Source organism: Burkholderia sp. CpTa8-5 (assembly GCF_017815045.1).
Classification (GTDB): domain Bacteria; phylum Pseudomonadota; class Gammaproteobacteria; order Burkholderiales; family Burkholderiaceae; genus Burkholderia; species Burkholderia sola.
Genome location: NZ_JAGIQD010000018.1, coordinates 1 through 24,753, shown reverse-complemented (window position 1 = coordinate 24,753; position 24,753 = coordinate 1). Strand labels below are relative to the sequence as shown.

At 68.2% G+C, this 24,753-nt stretch carries 19 protein-coding genes; 12 read left to right on the top strand and 7 right to left on the bottom strand.

From position 1 onward, the window contains the following. Nucleotides 1–4: 4 nt before the first annotated feature. Nucleotides 5–778, top strand: a complete 774-nt coding sequence (locus J8I35_RS24145; protein ID WP_124629973.1) for an ABC transporter ATP-binding protein — start codon at nucleotides 5–7, stop codon at nucleotides 776–778. Nucleotides 779–816: 38 nt separating this feature from the next. On the opposite strand, the gene J8I35_RS24140 is transcribed toward J8I35_RS24145, so the two are convergent. The 4 genes from J8I35_RS24140 to J8I35_RS24125 all read right to left on the bottom strand — a co-directional run bounded on the left by J8I35_RS24140 (nucleotide 817) and on the right by J8I35_RS24125 (nucleotide 3,302). Further along, nucleotides 817–1,287 (bottom strand): Lrp/AsnC family transcriptional regulator, encoded by a 471-nt coding sequence (locus tag J8I35_RS24140; RefSeq protein ID WP_060354369.1) that lies wholly within the window; start codon nucleotides 1,285–1,287, stop codon nucleotides 817–819. Between the two features lie 239 nt (nucleotides 1,288–1,526). After that, complete coding sequence (locus J8I35_RS24135; RefSeq protein ID WP_050011363.1) at nucleotides 1,527–2,168, bottom strand: NAD(P)H-binding protein; 642 nt, start codon at nucleotides 2,166–2,168, stop codon at nucleotides 1,527–1,529. A 159-nt stretch (nucleotides 2,169–2,327) separates the two neighbouring features. Continuing rightward, nucleotides 2,328–2,783, bottom strand: a complete 456-nt coding sequence (locus tag J8I35_RS24130; protein WP_175788300.1) for an Rrf2 family transcriptional regulator — start codon at nucleotides 2,781–2,783, stop codon at nucleotides 2,328–2,330. 90 nt (nucleotides 2,784–2,873) lie between these two features. Continuing rightward, complete coding sequence (locus tag J8I35_RS24125) at nucleotides 2,874–3,302, bottom strand: hypothetical protein (protein ID WP_209927343.1); 429 nt, start codon at nucleotides 3,300–3,302, stop codon at nucleotides 2,874–2,876. A 195-nt stretch (nucleotides 3,303–3,497) separates the two neighbouring features. On the opposite strand from J8I35_RS24125, the gene J8I35_RS24120 reads away from it, so the two are divergent. The 8 genes from J8I35_RS24120 to J8I35_RS24085 all read left to right on the top strand — a co-directional run bounded on the left by J8I35_RS24120 (nucleotide 3,498) and on the right by J8I35_RS24085 (nucleotide 17,568). Beyond that, on the top strand, nucleotides 3,498–3,833 hold the full coding sequence (locus tag J8I35_RS24120; RefSeq protein ID WP_050011366.1) for a hypothetical protein: 336 nt from the start codon (nucleotides 3,498–3,500) through the stop codon (nucleotides 3,831–3,833). A 254-nt stretch (nucleotides 3,834–4,087) separates the two neighbouring features. Next, a complete protein-coding gene (locus tag J8I35_RS24115; protein WP_050011367.1) occupies nucleotides 4,088–5,281 on the top strand; it encodes an ammonium transporter in 1,194 nt (397 codons plus the stop codon). A gap of 190 nt (nucleotides 5,282–5,471) precedes the next feature. Beyond that, on the top strand, nucleotides 5,472–7,430 hold the full coding sequence (locus tag J8I35_RS24110) for an alkaline phosphatase PhoX (RefSeq protein ID WP_050011368.1): 1,959 nt from the start codon (nucleotides 5,472–5,474) through the stop codon (nucleotides 7,428–7,430). 614 nt (nucleotides 7,431–8,044) lie between these two features. Continuing rightward, a complete protein-coding gene (locus tag J8I35_RS24105; protein ID WP_124595325.1) occupies nucleotides 8,045–8,869 on the top strand; it encodes an IclR family transcriptional regulator in 825 nt (274 codons plus the stop codon). Between the two features lie 255 nt (nucleotides 8,870–9,124). Then, a complete protein-coding gene (locus J8I35_RS24100; RefSeq protein WP_050011370.1) occupies nucleotides 9,125–10,498 on the top strand; it encodes an MdtA/MuxA family multidrug efflux RND transporter periplasmic adaptor subunit in 1,374 nt (457 codons plus the stop codon). 15 nt (nucleotides 10,499–10,513) lie between these two features. Further along, nucleotides 10,514–13,627 (top strand): MdtB/MuxB family multidrug efflux RND transporter permease subunit, encoded by a 3,114-nt coding sequence (locus J8I35_RS24095; protein WP_209927340.1) that lies wholly within the window; start codon nucleotides 10,514–10,516, stop codon nucleotides 13,625–13,627. A gap of 104 nt (nucleotides 13,628–13,731) precedes the next feature. Beyond that, nucleotides 13,732–17,040, top strand: coding sequence for an efflux RND transporter permease subunit (locus J8I35_RS24090; RefSeq protein WP_050011372.1), 3,309 nt, complete (start codon nucleotides 13,732–13,734; stop codon nucleotides 17,038–17,040). A 144-nt stretch (nucleotides 17,041–17,184) separates the two neighbouring features. Continuing rightward, a complete protein-coding gene (locus J8I35_RS24085) occupies nucleotides 17,185–17,568 on the top strand; it encodes a VOC family protein (RefSeq protein ID WP_050011373.1) in 384 nt (127 codons plus the stop codon). A gap of 115 nt (nucleotides 17,569–17,683) precedes the next feature. Here J8I35_RS24085 and J8I35_RS24080 read toward each other — a convergent pair whose 3' ends face one another. Next, the gene (locus J8I35_RS24080) at nucleotides 17,684–19,150 is read right to left on the bottom strand and encodes an NYN domain-containing protein (protein ID WP_209927338.1); all 1,467 of its coding nucleotides are present in this window, start codon (nucleotides 19,148–19,150) and stop codon (nucleotides 17,684–17,686) included. 297 nt (nucleotides 19,151–19,447) lie between these two features. Here J8I35_RS24080 and J8I35_RS24075 point away from each other — a divergent pair, with 297 nt between their 5' ends. Continuing rightward, nucleotides 19,448–20,077, top strand: a complete 630-nt coding sequence (locus J8I35_RS24075; RefSeq protein WP_124556947.1) for an SDR family oxidoreductase — start codon at nucleotides 19,448–19,450, stop codon at nucleotides 20,075–20,077. A gap of 86 nt (nucleotides 20,078–20,163) precedes the next feature. On the opposite strand, the gene J8I35_RS24070 is transcribed toward J8I35_RS24075, so the two are convergent. Then, on the bottom strand, nucleotides 20,164–20,712 hold the full coding sequence (locus J8I35_RS24070; RefSeq protein ID WP_209927337.1) for a peroxiredoxin: 549 nt from the start codon (nucleotides 20,710–20,712) through the stop codon (nucleotides 20,164–20,166). A 278-nt stretch (nucleotides 20,713–20,990) separates the two neighbouring features. Here J8I35_RS24070 and cdpA point away from each other — a divergent pair, with 278 nt between their 5' ends. Together cdpA and J8I35_RS24060 are read left to right on the top strand one after the other, a co-directional pair. Next, nucleotides 20,991–22,733, top strand: coding sequence for a cyclic di-GMP phosphodiesterase CdpA (gene cdpA, locus J8I35_RS24065; protein ID WP_200891613.1), 1,743 nt, complete (start codon nucleotides 20,991–20,993; stop codon nucleotides 22,731–22,733). A gap of 26 nt (nucleotides 22,734–22,759) precedes the next feature. After that, entirely contained in the window at nucleotides 22,760–24,271 is a 1,512-nt protein-coding gene (locus J8I35_RS24060; protein ID WP_124637860.1) for an HDOD domain-containing protein, read from the top strand. A 106-nt stretch (nucleotides 24,272–24,377) separates the two neighbouring features. Here the strand turns inward: J8I35_RS24060 and J8I35_RS24055 are convergent. Further along, a partial coding sequence (locus tag J8I35_RS24055; RefSeq protein WP_280884798.1) for a group II intron maturase-specific domain-containing protein occupies nucleotides 24,378–24,753 on the bottom strand: 376 nt, incomplete at its 5' end.

The following is a 24,753-nucleotide window of genomic DNA, read 5'->3' as shown; positions in this document are numbered from 1 at the left end:
CACCGTGAACCTGCTCGAACTCGACGACCTCTGCATCGCCTACGACACGCCGCACGGCCGCCGCACTGTGGTCGACGGCCTGAGCCTCGCGCTGCCGCGCGGCGAGATCGGCTGCCTGCTCGGCGCGTCCGGCTGCGGCAAGACCACCGTGCTGCGCGCGATCGCCGGCTTCGAGCCCGTGCGCATGGGGCGTATCGTGCTGGACGGCACGCCGGTCGCGGCGCCGTCGCTCGACGTGCCGCCCGAGCGACGGCGGATCGGCCTGATGTTCCAGGATTACGCGCTGTTCCCGCACCTGAGCGCGGCCGACAACGTCGCGTTCGGACTGCGGCGCATGCCGAAGGCCGAGCGGCGCCTGCGCGTCGCGGAGTTGCTCGACCTCGTCGGCCTCGCCGATGCCGGCGACGCCTATCCGCACGAACTGTCGGGCGGCCAGCAGCAGCGCGTCGCGCTCGCGCGCGCACTCGCGCCGTCGCCGGAATTGCTGCTGCTCGACGAGCCGTTCTCGAACCTCGACGTCGATACGCGCGAGCGGCTCGCGTTCGAGCTGCGCGACATCCTGAAGCGTACGGGCCACACCGCGATCCTCGTCACGCACAACCAGGCGGAAGCGTTCGCGATCGCCGACCGGATCGGCGTGATGAAGGATGGCCAACTCGCGCAATGGGATACGCCGCACGCGCTGCATCATCATCCGGCCAGCCCGTTCGTCGCGGATTTCGTGCGCCGCGACGCGCTGGCCGACGAACGCGCACGCGCGCTGGCGCGCGGCCGCTGAAGCCGCGCCGCCGACGCGATGGCGCGGCGGCGTGCCCGTCAGGCCGGCTCGGCCAGATCGCGCACGGGCAGCGCGGTCGAATACTTGATCTGCTCCATCGCGAACGACGAACTGACGTCGAACAGCGGCACCGTGCGAATCAGTTGCTTGTACACGCGGTCGTAGTCGTCGATGCCGGCCACGACGACGCGCAGCAGGTAATCGGTCTCGCCGCTCATCCGGTAGACCTCGACTACTTCCGGCATGTCGCGCACCGCCTGCGTGAAGCGCCGCGCCCACTCCTCGGTATGCTGGTTCGTGCGGATCGCGACGAACACGGTCGTGCCGACCCCGAGCTTGCGCGGATCGCACAGCGCAACCTGCGCGCGAATCGCGCCGGTTTCCTTCAGCCGCTGCACGCGCTTCCAGCACGGCGTCTGCGACAGGTTCACGCGCTGTGCCAGCTCCGCGATCGGCAGCGTGGCATCCGCCTGCAGCAGCTCCAGCAGCTTGCGATCGATGGCGTCCATTTCTCCATTCCCTCGTCGATAGAAATTTATTCTATTCATCCTGCCCGACGGGGAACAATATGAAAACTGTCTTGGCGCGTCGACCGGTGTAAATACCGATCCGTCACGCAGTCGCCGCGCCAGAAGAAACAGGCGACGCCACCCGACAGGGCGGAATCGCCTGAATTTGCCGGCGCGTCGCGGCTTGCGCGTCGCGCGCGCCCCGGCCGGCGCTCACACGCCGCCGGCCGTCATGCCGCTCAATATGCGACCGTCGCGATCTCGCGCACGAAGCCGTCCTGCTCGAGCGCGTCGACGAACGCGACCGCGTAGTCTTCCGCCGAGATCTTGCTGTTGCCTTGCGCGTCCACGATCAGCTTGCCGACGCCCGTGCGGAACGTGCCCGTGCGCTCGCCCGGCGCGATCAGCGCGGCCGGCGCGAAGAAGGTCCAGTCGAGATCGGCGACCGTCTTCAGGAAGTCGAGCGCGTCGCGGTGCGCGAGCGCGACCGCCTTGTACGCTTCGGGGAAACCTTCGGTGTCGACGAGCTGCTTGCCCGGCGCGACTTCGAGCGAACCTGCACCGCCCACCACGACGAGCCGCTTCAAACCGGCCTGACGCGTGCCGGCGACCAGCGCCTTCGCAACCGCGACGACCTTCGCCGCGTCGTCCTGCTTCGGGCCGTACGCGCTTGCGACGACGTCATGGCCCGGCAGCGCGGCCGCGATGCTGGCCGCGTCGAACAGGTCGGCCGCCTTCGCGGTGATGCCGTCGCCGGATGCGCCCGGATGGCGCGACAGCGCCGTGACACGGTGGCCGCGCCGCACGGCTTCCGCCGCGATGCGCGAGCCGATCATGCCGGTGGCGCCGAACAGCGCGATATTCAACGAACGTTGCGTCATATCGATTCTCCAGAGTTGAAAATATGTAACACAATTAATTACATATAAGACCGAAAAAAACGGGGCGAAGCCCCCGTTGCGCCGATCGCCGCGCGTACGCGCCGTCCGGCTTCCTGCCCTGCCTGCCGACCGTCAATCGCCGTCGGCACCCGCCATCGATTACCCGCCGGCGCGCGCCGCCCGTTGCGTGCGCTGCTCCCGATCCAGCATGTCGGCCGTCACGTCGACGAGCGTGCGTGTGGCGAGCGACGCCTCCATCGCGCGCTGCGCGTCGCCGATATAGCCCGTCAGCACGCCCTGGATGTGCCGCCCGACGAGACACGCCGGATTCGGCGCCTCGCGGTGCAGCGCGAACAGCTGCGCATCGTCGACCGCGCGATACACGTCGAGCAGCGTGATCTCGCCCGGCTCGCGCGCCAGCAGCGCACCGCCGCCCGCGCCGAGCTGCGACGTCGTCAGCCCTGCGGCCGCCAGCATCGACAACAACCGGCGAATCAGCGCCGGATTCGTATTCACGCTGCCCGCGATGATGTCGGACGACAACGGCGCGCCTTCCTGCATCGACAGCAAGGCGAGCACGTGGACGGCAAACGCGAACCGGCTGCTGGTATTCATTCGTGACTCACTCGGCGACGCCGGCCCGACCCGCAACCGGCGACATATGTAACCATCATAATTACAATTCGCGGATCATGCAAGCCCGCGTCATTCGCCGCTCGCGGGTTTCGTCCCCGAGGCGCCCTGCCGGCTCCACTGCTGGAGTTTCTTGCCGGCTTCGGCGATCTTCGCGCCCGCTTCGGAAGCCGCATGCGCGACGACCGCGGACGCCGCCGCGTCGATCTGCGCCTGCGCGGCCGACGCGAGGCCGCTGGCGGACAACGGCGGCACGGCCGACGCCGCGGACGCGAGGCCGGCCTTCGCCGCGTTGATCTGTTGATTGACGGTGCTTGCCACCTGGTCGAGCGCCTTGGCCGCATTGTTCGCGGCGTCGGCCGCCGCGCTGGCGGCCGTATCGGGTTGGGCGGCCGGCGTGCCGGACTTCTCGCAGCCCGCGAGCAACAGCAGCGCACCGGCGGCCACGGCCGCCAGCACGAACCCGGGCGCGCGACGCGCCCGCGATGTCTTCATGTTCATCAGCAATCTCCGGCCGCGCATGGCGCGACCTCGTGGTTGGACCGGGGTTGATGATACCGCCTGTGGAACAGGCCCAATGACGACCCACCATTAAAAATGCCTTTCAATTTCGGACTCGTCTGATTCAATCGCACGCGCCACGCCTCTAAAGTGGGCACGCTTCGATCCGCTTCGTACGTGCCCCTTTCCCTCGTCATGGCTTTCCTCGTTGATTGGCTCATCGCCCTGGCCGCGCTGCTCGCGGCCACCCTGTTCCTGTGTCTGCGCGCGCCGTCGGCGCGCCGCCTCGCCGCATCCGGGCGGCCGCGCCGCATCGCCTGTGCGCGCCTGCTCGCGCAGGCCGTGATCGGCTTCTGGACGGCCGCGCTGATCGTCGCGCAAGGCATCCTCGGCGCCGATGGCGACGGCCAGTCCCTCGCCAGCTTCGCCGCGCTCGCGTTCGCCGCGCTCGGGCTGGCGACCGTCGCCGCCTACTGGTCCGCGTGCGCGCTGCGGCTGCGCCGGCCGCCCACGCTGTTCGAGCGCCACTGACGCGCCAGATCGGTGCGCGCCCCGCGCCGCCGCGCACCGCCTCATTCGTCGTACGCACCAGCTCGGCACGCATCGCACCACGCACGTGCACCCGACGCGCTGCGCGGCCGGCGGCGGTCACGCCCCGATCCCGTGCACGATTCACCGGAATGCCGCATCGCGCGGGTCTCCGGGCACCAATTCCACGCAGCCGTTCACCACGTTGGCTCGATACTTGCATTCCTCGCCCGTTTTTTGCGCAAGGAAGCCACGGCATGGATGGTCTGAAATCCGGCGTCGACACACTGTTCCTGTTGATCGGTGCCGTCATGGTGCTCGCGATGCACGCGGGCTTCGCATTTCTCGAACTCGGCACGGTTCGCAAGAAGAACCAGGTCAACGCGCTCGTGAAGATCCTGGTCGACTTCTCGGTGTCGACGCTCGCATATTTCCTGATCGGCTACACGATCGCGTACGGCGTCGAATTCTTCGACGACATCGGCACGCTGTCGCAGCACAACGGCTACGCGCTCGTGCGGTTCTTCTTCCTGCTGACGTTCGCGGCGGCGATCCCGGCGATCGTGTCCGGCGGCATCGCCGAGCGCGCGAAGTTCAATCCGCAGCTCGTCGCGACGCTGATCATCGTCGGCTTCATCTATCCGTTCTTCGAAGGCGTCGCGTGGAACGAGCGCTACGGCGTGCAAGCGTGGCTCACGCACGCGTTCGGCGCGCCGTTCCACGACTTCGCGGGCTCGGTCGTCGTGCATGCGTTCGGCGGCTGGGTCGCGCTGCCGGCCGTGCTGCTGCTCGGCGCGCGCCACGGCCGCTATGCGAAGGACGGCCGGATCGCCGCGCATCCGCCGTCGAACATCCCGTTCCTCGCGCTCGGCGCGTGGGTGCTCGCGGTCGGGTGGTTCGGCTTCAACGTGATGAGCGCGCAGACGCTCGACAAGATCAGCGGCCTCGTCGCGGTGAACTCGCTGATGGCGATGGTCGGCGGCACGCTCGCGGCATGGATGGCCGGCCGCAACGACCCGGGCTTCACGTACAACGGGCCGCTCGCGGGCCTCGTCGCGGTCTGCGCGGGCTCCGACGTGATGCACCCGATCGGCGCGCTCGTCACCGGCGCCGCGGCCGGTGCGCTGTTCGTCGCGATGTTCACCTGCGTACAGAACCGCTGGCGCATCGACGACGTGCTCGGCGTCTGGCCGCTGCACGGGATGTGCGGCGCGCTCGGCGGCCTCGCGGCCGGCGTGTTCGGGCTGCCGGCGCTCGGCGGTCTCGGCGGCGTGTCGTTCCTGTCGCAGCTCGTCGGCACGCTTGGCGGCATCGCGATCGCGACCGCGGGCGGCACGCTCGTCTACGGCGTGCTGAAGGCGACCGTCGGCCTGCGTCTCGATCGCGAAGCCGAATTCGACGGCGCGGACCTGTCGATCCACCGCATCTCGGCCACGCCCGAGCGCGACTGAGCGCAAACGCTTGCGACCGGCGTCCGTCAGCTCACCGGACGGACGCCCGACGCATCATTACGTTTCCGATTCAAAAAACTTTCATCTAGCGTCCTTACACTTCGGTCCAGTTTTCAATCTGCCTTCACGAAGCTTGCCGCTCGCCTGCTTCGCGAAGGCCATGCTTCCAACAACCGAAACTGGACTCCACATGCCCGCGTTGCCCAATGCTTCCCGTCGTCAGGCCCTGAAGATCCTCGCCGGCGCGCCGATGCTTCCCCTTTCCGGCCTCGCGCTGCCGGCCCTGCTGACGGGTTGCGGCGGCGACGACGATCCCGCGTCGACGCCGGTCGCCGCCGCCTATACGTCGGCGGCATTCTCGGCGATGGCCGCGCCGACGCTCGATAACGCGGCCGCGATGGCCACGACGACGGTTGGCTCGACGCTGGCGGTGTCGTTCTCGGACGGCTCGTCGCGCAACTTCAAGCTCGCGTACAAGCCGTTCTTCGTGACCGGCGACATGGTGCCGGACGGCAACGGCGGCACGACGCTCGCGGGCGGCTACTACGACATCAACAACCAGCCGATCATCGATCGCTCGGTCGCCGGCAAGGAACGCCAGTTCTATTCCGACTGCCCGGACGGCAGCTCGCTGCTGACGCTGAAGAACGCCACCGTGCCCGGCGTGAAGGGCAACGCGGTGTTCGCGGTCGTGCAGTTCGAATACACGACGCGCGACCAGGCGAGCGCATCGCAGTACGGCCAGCTGCCGTCGCCGATCGCGGTGATCACGCTCGACCAGGACCCGGCCACCGGCGCGCTGAAGGTCGTGAAGTACCACAACGTCGACACGTCGAAGGCGCACGGCCTGTGGATCACCTGCGGCGCGAGCCTGTCGCCGTGGGGCACGCACCTGTCGAGCGAGGAATACGAGCCGGACGCGACGAAGGCCGCGACCGACGCGCAGTTCAAGGCATTCAGCAAGAACACGTTCGGCGACGAGACGAAGGCGAACCCCTACCACTACGGCCACCTGCCCGAGATCACCGTGAATCCGGACGGCACCGGCACCGTGAAGAAGCACTACTGCCTCGGCCGCATCTCGCACGAGCTGATCCAGGTGATGCCGGACCAGCGCACCGTGATGATGGGCGACGACGCGACCAACGGCGGCCTGTTCATGTTCGTCGCGGACAAGGCGGCCGACCTGTCGGCCGGCACGCTGTACGTCGCGAAGTGGACGCAGACGTCGTCCGCCGGCGCGGGCACCGCGACGCTCACGTGGATCAGGATCGGCCACGCGACCAGCAGCGAGATCGAAGCGCTCGCGAACACGCTGAAGGCGTCGGACATCATGGACCTCGCGACCGTCGACCCGAACGATGCGAGCTACACGAAGATCCATTTCGGCGGCAAGTTCAACTGGATGCGCGTGAAGCCGGGGATGGAAAAGGCGGCCGCGTTCCTCGAGACGCACCGCTACGCGGCGCTCATCGGCGGCAGCATGGCGTTCACGAAGCTCGAAGGCACGACCGTGAACGCGAAGGACAAGATCGTCTACACGGCGATGTCGCGGATCGAGACGTCGATGGTCAAGGGCAACGCGGTGTCGCGCGACGTCGCGGTCGACAAGAAGATCGCCGCGGGCGCCGTCTACGCGCTCAACCTGAAGGCCGGCCAGCGCGACACGACGGGCGCCGCGATCGACAGCGAATGGGTGCCGGTCGACATGGGCGCGCCGGCCGCGCTGGTCGGCGAGGATCTCGCCGCGGCCGACGCGCTCGGCAACCTCGCGAACCCGGACAAGATCGCGAATCCGGACAATCTGAAGTTCTCCGAAAAGCTGCGCACGCTGTTCATCGGCGAAGACTCGGGGATGCACGTGAACAACTTCCTGTGGGCCTACAACGTCGACACGAAGTCGCTCGCGCGCGTGCTGTCGTGCCCGGCCGGCGCCGAATCGACGGGCCTGCACGCGGTCGACGAAATCAACGGCTGGACGTACATCATGAGCAACTTCCAGCACGTGGGCGACTGGGAATCGCCGCTGCACGACAAGGTCAAGCCGACGCTCGACCCGCTCGTGCGCGCGAACTACAAGGATCGCTTCGGCGCCAGCGTCGGCTACCTGACGGCCGAGCAGACCAGCATCAAGCTCGCGAAGGGCTGACCGGCCACGCACGAGGGGCGTGGCTCGCCAGCCGGGCACGCCCGACCGGGCCCCTTTCTTCATCATCGTTCATTCGTCGGCGCTCCACGCCGTTTCACGCGCGATGCCCACTGCGGGCATCGCGCTTTTTTTTGCGTGGGCGAATCGTGCAAGCGGCGCAAACGGCACGCGCAAGCAGGCGCGAAACCGGCCAGGACGGGGCGTTTGCGGCGATCGGGGGATAATACGGGCCTGACGCGTCCGGGCGGACGGTCGGAAAGACAGGCAAAAAAAAGCGCCACGGAGACCGTGGCGCTAAAAAAGTTCTAGCCATTCCGAGGGCCGTGCTAGAACCTGAGAGACTGCGCGAAACATCGTTGCCGGTTAAACTCTTGAAACGATGTTTCGAAAACGTGAGACATTCTTTCCGTTTCCGCCCGACAAGTCAAGCGGTATTTGCACCGGTTCATGCACTTTCCGGCAATGCTCCTTTGAGCGTTTTCCTAATAAACCAAGGGTGAACCCGTAAAATCTCATCCAATGACCGGTTCGCCCGCGGAACATGCATCCTTTGACAATAGTCCTACAATACCAACAAAATTGAAATCGAGTTTCGGAATTAGAGAGAATCCCTCGTGTCGACACCTGTAACCTCTCCCGCGTCGCGGGACCGTGAATCGTCGCCCGACGAGATCACCGCCCTTGCCCGCGGCCTCGCCGTGCTGCGCCGCATCGCGGCTGCCGACGCGCCCGTCAGCAACCGCGAACTGACCGAATTGACCGGCATCCCGAAGCCGACCGTCTCGCGCATCACCGCGACGCTCGTCAGCGCCGGCTTCCTGTTCCAGTTGCCCGACAGCGAGCGCTTCGTGCTGACCGCGTCGGTGCTCGAACTGAGCCACGGTTTCCTGCGCAACTTCGACATCCGCGCGCGTTCGCGGCCGTTCATGATCGAGCTGGCCGAGCGCACGTCGCTGTCCGTGCACCTCGCGGTGCGCGACCGGCTCGACATGGTCGCGATCGACGTGATCCGCCCGCGCTCGGCCGTGCTCGTCACGCGCCTCGAGATCGGCTCGCGGATGGACATCGCGCGTACGGCCGTGGGCCGCGCGTATCTCGCCGCGCTCGAGGACGACGAGCGTCGCCTGCTGCTCGAGTCGCTGCGCACCACGGCCGGCGACGACTGGCCGCACGTATCCGCCCGCCTGACGCCCGCGCTCGACGAAGCGATGCGCGACGGCCACGCGATCGCGATCGGCGAATGGCGCGAAGGCCTGAATGCGGTCGCGGCCGGTTTCGTCGGCCCGTCGGGCCAGCGCTATTCGGTGAATTGCGGCGGCGCGTCGCACCAGTGTCCGCCCGAATGGCTGCAGCAGCACGTGGTGCCCGCGCTGCAGGAATGCATCGCGAAAATCACCCGCGAAATCGGCGGCGCGCCGGCCCGGCGCATCGGCCTGTAACCGTTTCGTCATCGCGCCGTCGCGTTGTGTAACGACCGTAACCCGTTGAAAGATAGACCGCTGGACTGTAACGGGGACGGCACGTAGGATCATGCCCATCGTCGCGCCGCATTCGCGGTGCGCACCGCTCTTTTCCCGCGCGGATCGGCGGGGCCCCGGACCGAGCCGGGCCGCCCCGTCCCGTCACCCGCACGCCCACGCGCAGCCGAGCAGCCCGATTTCCGGCCCGCCGCGCCGTCTTCCTGACAGAACACGATGGATAACGAACAAAAGCCCACGCCCCCTTCGAAAGACCCCGCGCCCGCCGTCGCCCGGCGCCCGCGCCGCACGCTGCTGATCGGCACCGCCGCGGTCGTCGTGATCGGCGGCCTGTTGTGGTGGCACCCGTGGAACCGCACGCCGGCGGCAGGCAGCACCGCGAAAGGCGCGGGCGCCAGCGCCGCCGCGGGCAGCCATCGCGGCCGCGGCGGCCCCGCCGCGATGGCGAACATGCCGCAGCCGGTGCAGGTCGCGACCGCGACGCAGGGCGAGATGCCGATCGTGCTGTCCGCGCTCGGCACGGTCACGCCGCTCGCGAACGTGACGGTGAAGACGCAGCTGTCGGGCTACCTGCAGTCGGTGTCGTTCCAGGAAGGCCAGCTCGTCAAGAAGGGCGACGTGCTCGCGCAGATCGACCCGCGTCCGTACCAGGTCGCGCTCGAGAACGCCGAAGGCACGCATGCGCGCGACGCGGCGCTGCTCGCGACCGCCCGCCTCGACCTGAAGCGCTACCAGACGCTGCTGTCGCAGGACTCGATCGCGTCGCAAACCGTCGATACGCAGGCGTCCCTCGTCAAGCAGTACGAAGGCGCGGTGAAGACCGACCAGGCCGCGATCGATTCCGCGAAACTCAATCTCACGTATGCGCGCATCACGGCGCCGGTGTCGGGCCGCGTCGGCCTGCGCCAGGTCGACCCCGGCAACTACGTGACGCCGGGCGATACCAACGGCATCGTCGTGATCACGCAGTTGCAGCCGATGAGCGTGATCTTCACGACGTCGGAAGACAACCTGCCGCAAATCCTCAAGCAGGTGAACGCGGGCCAGAAGCTGTCGGTCACCGCGTACAACCGCAACAACACGGTGCCGCTCGAGACGGGCGCGCTCGCGACGCTCGACAACCAGATCGACACGAGCACCGGCACGGTCAAGCTGCGCGCGAATTTCGATAACAAGGCAGGCATGCTGTTCCCGAATCAGTTCGTGAACACGCGGCTGCTCGTCGACGTGATGCGCAACGCGACGATCGTGCCGACCTCCGCCGTGCTGACGGGCTCGATCGGCCAGTTCGTCTACGTCGTCAAACCCGACGATACGGTGACCGTGCGCAAGGTCACGATCGGGCCGGTCGACGGCGAACGCACGAGCATCGTCAGCGGCGTCGCGCTCGGCGAGCGCGTGGTGACCGACGGCTCGGACCGCCTGCGCGAAGGCGCGAAGATCTCGATTCCGGCCGACAAGCCGAAAGGCGCGTCGGGCGCGCACGGCGCCGGCGCGGCGTCGGGCGCCTCGGCGGCCTCGGGCGCGGCCGGTCATCGCGGCGGACACAAGCACGGCGCGTCGCAGGCCGCGGCCCCCGCGGCCCAGTAACGCGCGGGCCGCTCGATGAATCCATCCCGCCTCTTCATTCTCCGGCCGGTCGGCACCGCTCTCCTGATGGCGGCGATCATGCTGGCCGGTCTCGTCGCGCTGCGCTTCCTGCCGCTCGCCGCGCTGCCCGAAGTCGACTATCCGACGATCCAGGTCCAGACCTTCTATCCGGGCGCGAGCCCGGAGGTGATGACGTCGTCGGTCACCGCGCCGCTCGAACGCCAGTTCGGGCAGATGCCGTCGCTGAACCAGATGTCGTCGCAAAGCTCGGCCGGCGCGTCGGTGATCACGCTGCAGTTCTCGCTCGACCTGCCGCTCGACATCGCCGAACAGGAAGTGCAGGCCGCGATCAACGCGGCCGGCAACCTGCTGCCGTCCGACCTGCCCGCCCCGCCGATCTACGCGAAGGTGAACCCGGCCGATGCGCCGGTCCTGACGCTCGCCGTCAAGTCGAAGACGCTGCCGCTCACGCAGGTGCAGGACCTCGCGGACACGCGCCTCGCGATGAAGATCTCGCAGATCGCCGGCGTCGGCCTCGTGAGCCTGTCGGGCGGCAACCGGCCGGCCGTGCGGATCCAGGCGAACCCGACCGCGCTCGCGCAGTACGGGATGAACCTCGACGACCTGCGCACGACGATCTCGAACCTGAACGTCAACACGCCGAAGGGCAACTTCGACGGCCCGACGCGCGCGTATACGATCAACGCGAACGACCAGCTGACGAGCGCCGACCAGTACAACAGCGCGGTCGTCGCGTACAAGAACGGCCGCCCGGTGATGCTGACCGACGTCGCGACGGTCGTCGCCGGCTCGGAGAACACCAAGCTCGGCGCATGGGTGAATGCGGACCCGGCGATCATCCTGAACGTGCAGCGCCAGCCGGGCGCGAACGTGATCGCGACCGTCGACGCGATCAAGGCGCAGTTGCCGAAGCTGCAGGAAACGCTGCCGGCCGCGCTCGACGTCGAGATCGTCACCGACCGCACGACGATGATCCGCGCGGCCGTGCGCGACGTGCAGTTCGAGCTGCTGCTCGCGGTCGCGCTCGTCGTGCTGGTGATGTACCTGTTCCTCGCGAACGTCTACGCGACGATCATCCCGAGCCTGTCGGTGCCGCTGTCGCTGATCGGCACGCTCGCGGTGATGTACATGGCCGGCTTCTCGCTGAACAACCTGTCGCTGATGGCGCTCACGATCGCGACCGGCTTCGTCGTCGACGACGCGATCGTGATGATCGAGAACATCGCGCGCTACGTCGAGGAAGGCGAGACGGGGCTCGAGGCCGCGCTGAAGGGTTCGCGGCAGATCGGCTTCACGATCATCTCGCTGACGGTGTCGCTGATCGCGGTGCTGATCCCGCTGCTGTTCATGGGCGACGTGGTCGGCCGCCTCTTCCACGAATTCGCGATCACGCTCGCGGTGACGATCGTGATCTCGGCGATCGTGTCGCTCACGCTCGTGCCGATGCTGTGCGCGAAGCTGCTGCGCCATTCGCCGCCGCCGGAGAGCCACCGCTTCGAGGCGCGCGTGCACCGCGCGATCGACTGGGTGATCGCGCGCTACGCGGTCGCGCTCGAATGGGTGCTGAACCGCCAGCGCTCGACGCTCGTCGTCGCGCTGCTGACGCTCGGGCTGACCGCCCTGCTCTATGTGTTCGTGCCGAAGGGCTTCTTCCCCGCGCAGGACACCGGCGTGATCCAGGCGATCACGCAGGCGCCGCAGTCGATCTCGTACGGCGCGATGGCCGAACGCCAGCAGGCGCTCGCGGCCGAAATCCTGAAGGACCCGAACATCGACAGCCTAACGTCGTTCATCGGCGTCGACGGCAGCAACATCACGCTGAACAGCGGCCGGATGCTGATCAACCTGAAGGCACGCGACGAACGCACCGAAACCGCCGCGCAGATCATCCGCGACCTGCAGCAGCGCGTCGCGAACATCACCGGCATTTCGCTGTTCATGCAGCCGGTGCAGGACCTGACGATCGATTCGACGGTCAGCCCGACGCAGTACCAGTTCATGCTGACGAGCCCGAACTCGGAAGAATTCGCGACCTGGGTGCCGAAGCTCGTCGCGCGGCTGCAGCAGGAGCCGTCGCTCGCCGACGTCGCGACCGACCTGCAGAGCAACGGCCAGTCGGTGTACATCGAGATCGACCGCGCGAGCGCCGCGCGCTTCGGCATCACGCCGGCGACCGTCGACAACGCGCTGTACGACGCGTTCGGCCAGCGCATCGTGTCGACGATCTTCACGCAGTCGAACCAGTACCGCGTGATTCTCGAATCGGAGCCGAAGGAGCAGCACTACGCGCAATCGCTGAACGACATCTACCTGCCGTCGGCCGGCGGCGGCCAGGTGCCGCTGTCGTCGATCGCGTCGTTCCACGAGCGGCCGTCGCCGCTGCTGGTCGCGCACCTGTCGCAGTTCCCGTCGACGACCATCTCGTTCAACCTCGCGCCGGGCGCGTCGCTCGGCGAGGCCGTCAAGGCGATCGAGGCCGCCGAGAAGGACATCGGCCTGCCCGGCTCGTTCCAGACGCGCTTCCAGGGCGCGGCGCTCGCGTTCCAGGCGTCGCTGTCGAACCAGCTGTTCCTGATCCTCGCGGCGGTCGTCACGATGTACATCGTGCTCGGCGTGCTGTACGAGAGCTACATCCACCCGATCACGATCCTGTCGACGCTGCCGTCGGCCGGCGTCGGCGCGCTGCTCGCGCTGATGATCACCGGGCACGACCTCGACATCATCGGGATCATCGGCATCGTGCTGCTGATCGGCATCGTGAAGAAGAACGCGATCATGATGATCGACTTCGCGCTCGAGGCCGAACGCGTCGAAGGCAAGCCGCCGCGCGAGGCGATCTACCAGGCGTGCCTGCTGCGCTTCCGGCCGATCCTGATGACGACGCTCGCCGCGCTGCTCGGCGCGGTGCCGCTGATCGTCGGCTCCGGCGCGGGCTCCGAGCTGCGCCAGCCGCTCGGGATCGCGATCGCCGGCGGCCTGATCGTGTCGCAGGTGCTGACGCTGTTTACGACGCCCGTGATCTATCTCGGCTTCGACTCGCTCGCGCGCCGCGTGCGCGGCTGGTTCGAACGCCACGGCCCGCAAGCCGGCACGCGCACGGATGCGTAAATGAAACGACCCCCACGCTCACTTCGTTCGCGTGGGGGGGCGCAGCCCCCCCATCTCCCGAAAACGCATCCGTCGGAACACGCGGCGGCCCAGCGAGTGCCGACATGAACCTGTCGCGCCCCTTCATCACCCGCCCCGTCGCGACGACGCTGCTCGCGCTCGGCGTCGCGCTCGCGGGCCTGTTCGCGTTCATCAAGCTGCCGGTGTCGCCGCTGCCGCAGGTCGATTTCCCGACGATCTCGGTGCAGGCGTCGCTGCCGGGCGCGAGCCCGGAAACGGTCGCGACCAGCGTGACGAGCCCGCTGGAGCGGCACCTCGGCTCGATCGCGGACGTCTCCGAAATGACGTCGACGAGCACGGTCGGCAATGCACGGATCATCCTGCAGTTCGGCCTGAACCGCGACATCGACGGCGCCGCGCGCGACGTGCAGGCCGCGATCAACGCGGCGCGCGCCGATCTGCCCGCCGCGCTGAAGAGCAACCCGACCTACCGCAAGGTCAACCCGGCCGATTCGCCGATCATGGTCGTCGCGCTGACCTCGGAAACGGCGTCGCCGGCGAAGGTGTACGACGCCGCGTCGACGGTGCTGCAGCAGTCGCTGTCGCAGATCGACGGGATCGGCCAGGTCACCGTGAGCGGCTCCGCGAACCCGGCCGTGCGCGTCGAGCTCGAACCGCAGTCGCTGTTCCACTACGGGATCGGCCTCGAGGACGTGCGCGCCGCGCTGGCCTCCGCGAACGCCAACGCGCCGAAGGGCGCGATCGAGTTCGGCCCGCAGCGCTTCCAGCTCTATACGAACGACCAGGCGTCCCAGGCGTCGCAATACCGCGACCTCGTCGTCGCGTACCGCAACGGCTCGGCCGTGCGGCTGTCCGACCTGTCCGACGTCGTCGATTCGGTCGAGGACCTGCGCAACCTCGGTTTGTCGAACGGCAAGCGCGCGGTGCTCGTGATCCTCTACCGGTCGCCCGGCGCGAACATCATCGAGACGCTCGACCGCGTGCGCGCGGCGCTGCCGCAGCTCACCGCGTCGCTGCCGGCCGACATCACGGTCACGCCGGTGCTCGACCGCTCGACCACCATCCGCGCGTCGCTGAAGGACACCGAGCACACGCTGCTGATCGCGATCAGCCTCGTCGTGATGGTCGTGTTCCTGTTCCTGCGCAACTGGCGCGCGACGCTGATCCCGAGCGTCGCGGTGCCGATCTCGATCGTCGGCACGTTCGGCGCGATGTACCTGCTCGGCTTCTCGATCGACAACCTGTCGCTGATGGCGCTGATCGTCGCGACCGGTTTCGTCGTCGACGACGCGATCGTCGTGCTCGAGAACATCTCGCGGCACATCGAGAACGGCAAGCCGCGGATGCAGGCGGCGTTCGACGGCGCCCGCGAAGTCGGCTTCACGGTGCTGTCGATGAGCATCTCGCTCGTCGCGGTGTTCCTGCCGATCCTGCTGATGGGCGGGATCGTCGGGCGCCTGTTCCGCGAGTTCGCGCTGACGCTGTCGCTCGCGATCGCCGTGTCGCTCGCGGTGTCGCTCACGCTCACGCCGATGATGTGCGCGCGCCTGCTGCCGGAACAACACGACCCGCAAAGCGAGGGCCGCTTCGGGCGCTTCCTCGAACGCGGCTTCGCGCGCATGCAGCGCGGCTACGAGCGTTCGCTGTCGTGGGCGCTGCGCCGGCCGCTGCTGATCCTGCTGACGCTGTTCGCGACGATCGGGCTGAACCTCTACCTGTACGTCGTCGTGCCGAAGGGCTTTTTCCCGCAGCAGGACACCGGGCTGATGATCGGCGGCATCCAGGCCGACCAGTCGACGTCGTTCCAGGCGATGAAGCTGAAGTTCTCCGAGATGATGCGGATCGTGCAGGGCAACCCGAACGTGAAGAGCGTCGCGGGCTTCACCGGCGGCACGCAGACCAACTCGGGCTTCATGTTCGTCACGCTGAAGGACCGCACCGAGCGCAAGCTGTCGGCCGACCAGGTGATCCAGCAGTTGCGCCCGCGGCTGGCGGACGTGGCGGGCGCGCGCACGTTCCTGCAGGCGGCGCAGGACATCCGTGTCGGCGGCCGGCAGAGCAACGCGCAGTACCAGTTCACGCTGCTCGGCGATTCGAGCGCCGACCTGTACAAGTGGGGGCCGATCCTGACCGAGGCGCTGCAGAAGCGCCCCGAGCTGACCGACGTGAACTCCGACCAGCAGCAAGGCGGCCTCGAGGCGATGGTGACGATCGACCGCGCGACCGCCGCGCGGTTCGGCATCAAGCCCGCGCAGATCGACAACACGCTGTACGACGCGTTCGGCCAGCGCCAGGTCTCGACGATCTACAACCCGCTGAACCAGTACCACGTCGTGATGGAGGTCGCGCCGAAGTACTGGCAGAGCCCGGAGATGCTCAACCAGGTGTGGATCAGCACGTCGGGCGGCAGCGCGAACGGCTCGCAGACCACCAACGCGGCCGCCGGCACCTTCGTCGCGACCTCGGCCGGCACGTCGAGCGCCGGCACGGCCGCGCAGAGCGCCGCGGCGATCGCGTCCGACTCCGCGCGCAACCAGGCGCTCAACGCGATCGCGGCGAGCGGCAAGTCGAGCGCGTCGTCGGGCGCGTCGGTGTCGACGTCGAAGTCGACGATGATCCCGCTGTCGGCGATCGCGACGTTCGGGCCGAGCACGACGCCGTTGTCGGTCAACCACCAGGGGCTGTTCGTCGCGACGACGATCTCGTTCAACCTGCCGCCGGGCGTGTCGCTGTCGCAGGCGACGCAGATCATCTATCAGACGATGGCGCAGATCGGCGTCCCGCCGACGATCGTCGGCAGCTTCCAGGGCACCGCGCAGGCGTTCCAGCAGTCGATGAACGATCAACCGATCCTGATCCTCGCGGCGCTGCTGGCCGTCTACATCGTGCTCGGGATCCTGTACGAGAGCTACATCCACCCGATCACGATCCTGTCGACGCTGCCGTCGGCCGGCGTCGGCGCGCTGCTCGCGCTGCTGCTGTTCAAGACCGAGTTCAGCATCATCGCGCTGATCGGCGTGATCCTGCTGATCGGCATCGTGAAGAAGAACGCGATCATGATGGTCGACTTCGCGATCGACCAGACGCGCAACAACGGGAAGTCGTCGTTCGACGCGATCCACGAGGCGTGCCTGCTGCGCTTCCGCCCGATCATGATGACGACGATGGCGGCGCTGCTCGGCGCGCTGCCGCTCGCGTTCGGCAGCGGCGACGGCGCCGAGCTGCGCGCGCCGCTCGGGATCGCGATCGCCGGCGGCCTGGTGATGTCGCAGGTGCTGACGCTCTATACGACGCCCGTCGTCTACCTGTACATGGACCGGTTCCGCGTATGGGGCGAGAAGCGCCGCAACCGCCGCGGCAATACCGGCGGGCCGGCGGTCGCCGGCGAGTGACGGAAAGCGGCTGCCCTTCGGGCAGCCGTCTTTTGCGCTTGATTGGCGGGCTTGATTGGCGGGCTCGGTTGCCGGGCTTGTTTGCCGGCCGCGATCGGCTATCGTGTGTCCATGTCCACCGCCGCGCCTTCCCGGGAACCCGCCATGAACGTCCAGCTCAATCACACGATCGTCTGGTGCCGCGACAAGCATGCGTCGAGCCGCTTCGTCACCGAACTGCTGGAATTGCCGCCGCCGACGCCGTTCGGCGCAATGCTGGTCGTCGCGCTCGACAACGGCGTGTCGCTCGATTTTTACGAACAGGCGGGGGAAATCCGGTCGCAGCATTACGCGTTCCTGATCGACGAAGCCGGCTTCGACCGCGTGCTCGCGCGCATTCGCGAACGCGGGTTGCCGCACTGGGCCGATCCGGCGAAGCGGCAAGCCGGCGACATCTACCGCCACAACGGCGGACGCGGCGTGTACTTCGACGATCCGGACGGCCACTTCCTCGAAGTGATGACGCAGCCGTATGTGCTGAACGGGTAGCGCGGCAGGCCGGCAGGCCGGCGGGCCGGCGGGGCGCCGGCCCGGCATGCGCGGCGCGGGTGTCGCCCGGTTGCGGACGAGACCCGGCCGATTGTCCGACTGTCGCCCGCTGCCGTTACTCGGCGGCAGCCGTCGTCTTGCGCGGACGACGCACGCGCGGCGCCGCCTTGCGGGCCGGTTTCTTCGGCTTGGCGGCGGCCGGGGCTTCGGCAGCCGCTTCGGGGAGTGCCGCGTCGTGCGACGGTTGCACGGCCTCGTCCCGAGCGTCGGACGCGCGAGCCGCCGGTTCGGCCGGCGCCGCCGCGTGCCGCTCGTCATGCGCCGCGTCGCGGTGCGGTTCGTCCGCATGCCGGCCGGGCACGTGCGCTTCGCCACCGTGTGTCGTATCGCCCTGCACGGCGGCGTCCGGCTTGCCGGCCGCGTGGCGACCGGCGCCCTTCGCGGCCGCGCCCTTCTTCGCGGCGGTCTTCTTGGCCGCGCTCTTGCGCGCGCGCTTGCGGCCATCCTTCGCGTCGCCGTGCGCGTCGGTCACATCGGGCGTGTCGGCCGTATCGGCCGGCGCCGCATCAGCGACCTCGGCAAACTCCGCGTCTTCCGCGTCGAACTGCACGCTTTCGTGAACGACCGCTTCCGCGCGCTGCCCGCGACGGTGCGCGTCGCGGCCGGCCGGTGCCGGCTCCGCCGCGCGCGCGCCGTGATGCGCGCCGTGGTGCGCCGCGCCACCTTCACCGCCCGCCGCGACGTGCTCGGCCGCGGCCGACTGGCGGGCCCGCGACACGAACGCGCCCGACTTGTCGTCGCGCCCCACTTCGAGCAGGCCGCGCGCCTGCGCCTCGTCGAGCAGGTTGCCGAACGCGCGGAACCCGTAGTACGACTCGTTGAAGTCCGGCTTGCGACGCTTGATCGCGCTCTTGAGCACCGACGCCCAGATCTTGCCGACGTCGTCGCGCTCCGACGCGAGCGCGTCGAACGTCTCGACCGCCAGCGCGATCGCCTCGGCCTTGCGCGCATCCATGTCGTGCTTGCGCGACGGCTCGTCCGGTCGCTTCGCGCCGCCGTTGCCCGCGCGCTGCTGCTGTTCGCGCTTCGCGAGCGCACGCTGCTGCTCGCGCACCAGATCGTCGTAGAAGATGAATTCGTCGCAGTTCGCGACCAGCAGATCCGACGTCGATTTCTTCACGCCGACGCCGATCACCTTCTTCGCGTTCTCGCGCAGCTTCGACACGAGCGGCGAAAAATCCGAGTCGCCGCTGATGATCACGAACGTATCGACGTGCGACTTCGTGTAGCAGAGGTCAAGGGCATCCACGACGAGCCGGATGTCGGCCGAATTCTTGCCCGACTGGCGCACGTGCGGAATCTCGATCAGCTCGAAGCTCGCTTCGTGCATCGACGCCTTGAAGCCCTTGTAGCGATCCCAGTCGCAATAGGCCTTCTTCACGACGATGCTGCCTTTCAGCAGCAGGCGCTCCAGCACGGGCTTGATGTCGAATTTCTCGTACTTCGCATCGCGCACGCCGAGCGCGACGTTCTCGAAGTCGCAGAACACGGCCATGCTGACGTTGTCCAGGGGTAATGCCATGTGTACTCCAACCGGTGGGCCGACGCGTGATGCACGCGTAGCGGCGAAAAATGCATCGCGCACATGATAGCCGGTCGGCGCGTCATTCCCGCATCCGTGTGAACGAATGAACGCCGGTACCCGGCACCGGTACGCCGAAGCCGGTACGCCCGATGCCGGTACGCCCGACGCCGGTACGCCCGATGCCGGTACGCCCCTTATTACGTGCGCACCGTCGGGGCGATTCGACATTACACTTGAGTTATCGGTCGTCCGTCCCTATCTGCACGGATGACGCATCGAGCAAGGAGCGGTTTCATGACGACGAAGGTACTGCTGATTGGCGCGACCGGCCGGACGGGCCAGGCCTGCGCGGATCTGCTGCTCAAGCAGCCGGAGTTCGAGGTCACGGCGCTCGTGCGCCGGCACGGCTATGCGCTGGCGGGCGCGCGGGTCGTCGAGGCCGATCTGACGAACGATTTCTCGCACGCTTTCCAGGGCATCACGCACGTGATCTACGCGGCCGGCTCGGCCGAATCGGACGGCGCGACCGAAGAGGAGCAGGTCGACCGCGATGCGGTCGCCCGCGCGGCCGACTACGCGCTCGCGTTCAACGCGCAGAAGCTCGTGGTGGTCAGCTCGCTGTCCGCCTACCGGCCCGAGCACGGGCCCGACGCGCTGCACCACTATTCACGGATGAAGCGCGAAGGCGACGATCGCGTGATCGCGTCGGGCGTCGACTACGTGATCCTGCGCCCGGGCCCGCTGACGGACGATCCGGGCGTCGGCAAGATCGCGCTGACCGACACGTGGCTCGAGCCCGCGCCGCCCGTGTCACGCCAGGATGTGGCATGGGCCGCGATCGAGGCGATCAAGCTCGGCATCTCGCGCAAGGTCGTCGGCTTCGTCGGCGGCAGCGTGCCGATCGAACAGGCGCTGCGCGCATAACGGCCCGCTGTGCGCCGCCGGGAGGCGGCGCGTTCCCGTGCCCGCGGCCCGCACGACGGGCCGTTTTCACGCGCGGGCCAGCCGTTTTACTGCTTCGGATGCGCGTCGGCCCACGCCTTCACGGCGGCGAGCGTGTTCTCGACGTGCTTGTCGGGCGACAGGCTCGTGTATTCGTAGAGAATCTTCCCTTCCGGCGAAATCACGTAGGACACGCGGTTCGCCCGGTCGAGCGCCGGCAGCTTCGCGTCGTACTCGCGGATGATCTTCGCATCCGGGTCGGCCGCCACCGGGAACTTGCTGCGGCACTCGCTCACCGAGAACTTCGTCAGCGTGTCGATGTTGTCGGCCGACACGCCGATCACCGTCGCGCCGTAAGCCTTGTAACGGTCGACCGCGTCCGCGAACGCATGCGCCTCGATCGTGCAGCCCTTCGTGAACGCCGCCGGATAAAAATACAGCACGACCGGTCCCTGCTTCAGCGCGTCCGAGAGCGCGTACGTGTAGGTCTTGCCGCCCAGCGACGCCTGCGTCGTGAAATTAGGCGCGGCCGCGCCCGGCTTCAGTTCCGCCTGCGCCACGAGCGCATGGCCGGCCACCAGCGCCACCATGGCGCCCAGCAACAGTTTTCGCTTCATCTGCGTCCTCATTTCTTATAAAGTCGGCCTCGATACAGGCCACGCGGGCGTTCGCCTGCCGAACATCCGCGTGGAAGATCCGGCCGGCGGCAGCGCCGCCTGGGGCCGGTCCGTTAAAGATTTCGCACAGTCTGCCGTTATTCCTTCCGGACAACCGGTTCCAGCCCTTCACGTCAGCGAGAAACATGGAAGCCAACAGGAAACAGACGTCACGCAGGGGCTCCTGGCGCAGCGCCTTGCATACGCTGCGCCGCTTCGCTCGGTCGGGCGGCGCGCTGATGCCCGCGCGCGCGGTCGCGCCGCGACGCGACGACTCCGTGCGCAACTGGCTGGAACAGACGGTCGGCACGGTGGACTTCCTCGCCCACGTCGACCGCGAGCTGCGCTTTCTGTACGTGTCCGACGCGAGCCTGCGCTTCATCGGCTACCACCGCGACTACCTGCATACGCTGACGCTGCGCGACCTGATCGCCGAACAGGATACCGCGGCGCTCGAAGGCCTGCTCGCTCGCGCCGCGCGGTCGGGCCAGGTCGAGAAGGCGACGATGTGCATCGTCAAGTCGCTCACCTACCCGCTGGACGTCGAGGTCCGCGCGTTCAAGAGCCGCCACCACGGCGTCGACGGCTTCGCGATCGCGGCGTTCGACGTGTCGTCGTGGCGCGCGCTCGAGGCGCGTCTGACCTACGAAATGCACCACGACCCGATGACGGGGCTCGACAACCTGTCCGCGCTCGTGCCGGCGCTGATGCGCGCGCAGCAGACCGCCGACGAGGACGGCACCTGCGCGGCGCTGCTGCTGCTCGACCTCGACGACTACCAGCGGATCAACCGCGCGCTCGGCTACGACGCGGGCGACATGCTGCTGCGCGAGACCGCGCAGCGGCTGAAGGCGCTCGTCACGCCGGACGAGCAGCTCGCGCGCGTCGCGAGCGACAAGTTCGCGGTGGTGCTGGGCGCACCGGACCGCACGCAGGCGAGCCATGCTGCCGATTCGCTCGCGCGCCGGCTGCAGGCCGCGGTGCGCGAGCCCTACGTGTTCCAGGGCCAGACCGTGCACCTGTCCGCGAGCATCGGCATCGCGCTCTATCCGGACGAACGCGCCGCGCCGCATCGCGCGCAGCATCACAGCCCGCTGCTGCGCCGCGCCGACCACGCGCTCTCCCAGGCGAAGGCATCGGGCGGCAACGCGCTCGCGTTCCATGCGCCCGTCGACGATCCGGCCGACGCCGAACGGCTCAAGCTCGAAGCCGACCTGTACGACGGCGTGCGCAACGGCGAGTTTTCGCTGCATTTCCAGCCGATCACGCGCAGCCAGTCGGGCGCGGTGGTCGGCGTCGAGGCGCTGATCCGCTGGCGCCATCCGGTGCACGGCCTCGTGCCGCCGGCCACCTTCATCCCGCTCGCCGAATCGATCGGCCTGATCAACTACCTCGGCAACTGGGTGCTCAAGGCCGCGTGCATGCAGCTCGTCGCGTGGGACGGCCAGGGGCTCGCGCTGCAATACGTGGCGGTCAACGTGTCGCCGCAGCAGTTCCGCGACCCGCGCTTCACGCAGAGCGTGCGCGAGGCGATCGCGCTGACCGGCATCGACCCGCGCCGCATCGTGCTCGAAATCACCGAAAGCCTGCTGATGCACGATCCCGCGCACGCGAAAATGCTGCTCGAGGAGCTGACCGGTCTCGGCATCCGCTTCGCGATCGACGATTTCGGCACCGGCTATTCGAGCCTGGCCTATCTGCAGCGCTTCCCGCTCGCGAAGCTGAAGATCGACCGCAGTTTCGTCGAAAACCTGCTGACGTCGCGCAACGACCGCGCGATCGTGTCGGCGGTGGTCGGCCTCGCGCAAACACTGGATCTCGAGCTCGTCGCCGAAGGCGTCGAGACCGAGGCGCAGCGCGAGCTGCTGACGGAGATGGGCTGCAATCACATCCAGGGCTGGCTCGTCTGCCAGGCGCTGCCGTCCGAGGAGCTCGCGCGGCGCTTCGAGGCGCAGCAGCTGCACCTGCACGCCGCCGCCTGACGCGCGCGGCGAACCGAAAGATCCGTATGTCAACCACCGAATACCTGCCCCGCACCGCGCTGCTCGACAAGCTGTGGGCCCGGATGAACGAACGGGGCGATTTCCCGCTGCTGTCGGAATCGCTGCGCGCGACGATGGCCGCGATGAAGAACGACGACCTCGACTTCACCGCGCTCGTGCGCGTCGTGCTGTCGGACTTCGCGCTCACGCAGAAAGTGCTGCGGCTCGCGAACTCCGCGATGTACATGGCGTTCGGCGGTAACATCACCACCGTGACCCGCGCGCTGATGGTGCTCGGCATGGACGCCGTCGGCCATCTCGTGGTCGGGTTGAAGCTCGTCGACCACTTCCATCAGAGCACGCCGCGACGCATCGACGCGAAGCTTGAGCTGAACCGTGCGCTGCTGTCCGGCTGCGTCGCGCGCAAGCTCACCGAGCACGCCGAACTGCGCGGCGGCGAGGAAGCCATCGTCTGCACACTGATGCGCCAGGTCGGCAAACTGCTGGTGGTCTGCTATCTCGACAGCGAATGGGACCGCATCCGCCGCCGCGCGGCCGAGCTGAACGGCGACGAAGCGGCCGCCTGCGTCGACGTGCTCGGCGTCGGCTTCGACGAGATCGGCGTCGAAGCGGCCGCGCGCTGGCGGCTGCCCGACGTGATCCGCGGCGGAATGGCCGACGACGATCGCGCCACCCGCGCCGACGCGTTCGACAACGAAGACGGTGACGCCCGCCACGCGGGCCCGGCTGCCGACGACGGCTCGGCCGATCGCATCCGCTGGCTGCGCGCGGTGAGCCGCTGCTCGACCGACGTCGCCGGCGCGCTCGTCATGCCCGCGAGCCCGCAGCGCGACGCGCGCATCGCGGCGCTCGCGCAGCACTACGGCGCCGAGCTCGACATGGAGGCCGACGCGCTCGTCGAGATCGCCGATCGGCTCGCGCGCGAGGAAGCGAGCGACACCATGATGCGCGAGATCGTCGAGCTGCGCGCGAACGCCGATGCGATCGCGCGCGCGCAGGCCGCGCCCGAGGCCTGCCTCGAAGCCGGCCTCGCGGATTTGCGCGCGCTGCCGTCCGAGCACGTGCTGACGCCGGTGCTCGCGCTCGCGTCGGAAAGCCTGCTGGCCGGCCTCGCGTTCACGCGCACCGTGATGTTCGTGCGGCACGACGACGGCACCTTCGCCGCGCGCCTGGGCTTCGGCCCCGGCGTCGATACGGCGCTCGACCGGCTGCATTTCGACGAACGCTTCGAGCCGGACGTGTTTCATCTCGCGATCTCGAACTCGGTCGGCATCTTCATCGAGCAGGCGCAGGACCCGAAGATGACGAAGCGCCTGCCCGCGTGGTATCTCGACGCGTTCGACGACGCGCGTGCGTTCGTGCTGCTGCCCGTGCGCGTCGGCACGACGAGCGTCGCGCTGCTGTACGGCGACTGGGCCGGCGCGCAACCCGCGCGCAAGATCTCGCAGCAGGAGATGGCCGTGCTCAACGAACTCGCGCGCGAGCTGGGACGGTTCTTCGCCGCGCAGCCCGGCTGACGGCGGGCCAGCCTCCCGTCGTTTTCGCTCCCATCGGGTAGGGAGAGGGGTCACCCCCTCAGCCCTCCCACACCACCGTACGTGCGGTTCCGCATACGGCGGTTCATCAAGAACGCTGGAGGCGCTGCTGTGTATCCAGCAGCGAGACCAGCCCCTGTCGGTCGAAGTAGCGTTTCGGGAAGGCCGCGTTCATGTGGCTCGCTCCGGCGTTCCACCATGGCCCTCGCCCATTACGCGACGATTGCCATGCGCGTGCTTCCGTGAGTCCCCTTCGACGTAACATGATCGCGCGGGCACCCCGGCGCTTCGCCTGTCTCCATAGAAGACTGCGCATTCGCCGTCTGACCCACCCGTCCAGTTCCTCCAACGCGCCTTTGACCTCCGTGTACCGGAAATAGCTTATCCAGCCGCGAAGCACCGGGTTCAGCGCCTCGATCGTCTGCGATACGCTACGCCCTCGACCCGGACGCATCAGCTCCCTG

Bases quoted from the DNA above. Each gene is read 5' to 3' on its own strand.
- J8I35_RS24140 (WP_060354369.1), bottom strand. From the start codon at position 1,287: ATGGACGCCATCGATCGCAAGCTGCTGGAGCTGCTGCAGGCGGATGCC.
- J8I35_RS24135 (WP_050011363.1), bottom strand. From the start codon at position 2,168: ATGACGCAACGTTCGTTGAATATCGCGCTGTTCGGCGCCACCGGCATG.
- J8I35_RS24130 (WP_175788300.1), bottom strand. From the start codon at position 2,783: ATGAATACCAGCAGCCGGTTCGCGTTTGCCGTCCACGTGCTCGCCTTG.
- J8I35_RS24125 (WP_209927343.1), bottom strand. From the start codon at position 3,302: ATGAACATGAAGACATCGCGGGCGCGTCGCGCGCCCGGGTTCGTGCTG.
- J8I35_RS24120 (WP_050011366.1), top strand. From the start codon at position 3,498: ATGGCTTTCCTCGTTGATTGGCTCATCGCCCTGGCCGCGCTGCTCGCG.
- J8I35_RS24115 (WP_050011367.1), top strand. From the start codon at position 4,088: ATGGATGGTCTGAAATCCGGCGTCGACACACTGTTCCTGTTGATCGGT.
- J8I35_RS24110 (WP_050011368.1), top strand. From the start codon at position 5,472: ATGCCCGCGTTGCCCAATGCTTCCCGTCGTCAGGCCCTGAAGATCCTC.
- J8I35_RS24100 (WP_050011370.1), top strand. From the start codon at position 9,125: ATGGATAACGAACAAAAGCCCACGCCCCCTTCGAAAGACCCCGCGCCC.
- J8I35_RS24095 (WP_209927340.1), top strand. From the start codon at position 10,514: ATGAATCCATCCCGCCTCTTCATTCTCCGGCCGGTCGGCACCGCTCTC.
- J8I35_RS24090 (WP_050011372.1), top strand. From the start codon at position 13,732: ATGAACCTGTCGCGCCCCTTCATCACCCGCCCCGTCGCGACGACGCTG.
- J8I35_RS24085 (WP_050011373.1), top strand. From the start codon at position 17,185: ATGAACGTCCAGCTCAATCACACGATCGTCTGGTGCCGCGACAAGCAT.
- J8I35_RS24080 (WP_209927338.1), bottom strand. From the start codon at position 19,150: ATGGCATTACCCCTGGACAACGTCAGCATGGCCGTGTTCTGCGACTTC.
- J8I35_RS24075 (WP_124556947.1), top strand. From the start codon at position 19,448: ATGACGACGAAGGTACTGCTGATTGGCGCGACCGGCCGGACGGGCCAG.
- J8I35_RS24070 (WP_209927337.1), bottom strand. From the start codon at position 20,712: ATGAAGCGAAAACTGTTGCTGGGCGCCATGGTGGCGCTGGTGGCCGGC.
- cdpA (WP_200891613.1), top strand. From the start codon at position 20,991: ATGCCCGCGCGCGCGGTCGCGCCGCGACGCGACGACTCCGTGCGCAAC.
- J8I35_RS24060 (WP_124637860.1), top strand. From the start codon at position 22,760: ATGTCAACCACCGAATACCTGCCCCGCACCGCGCTGCTCGACAAGCTG.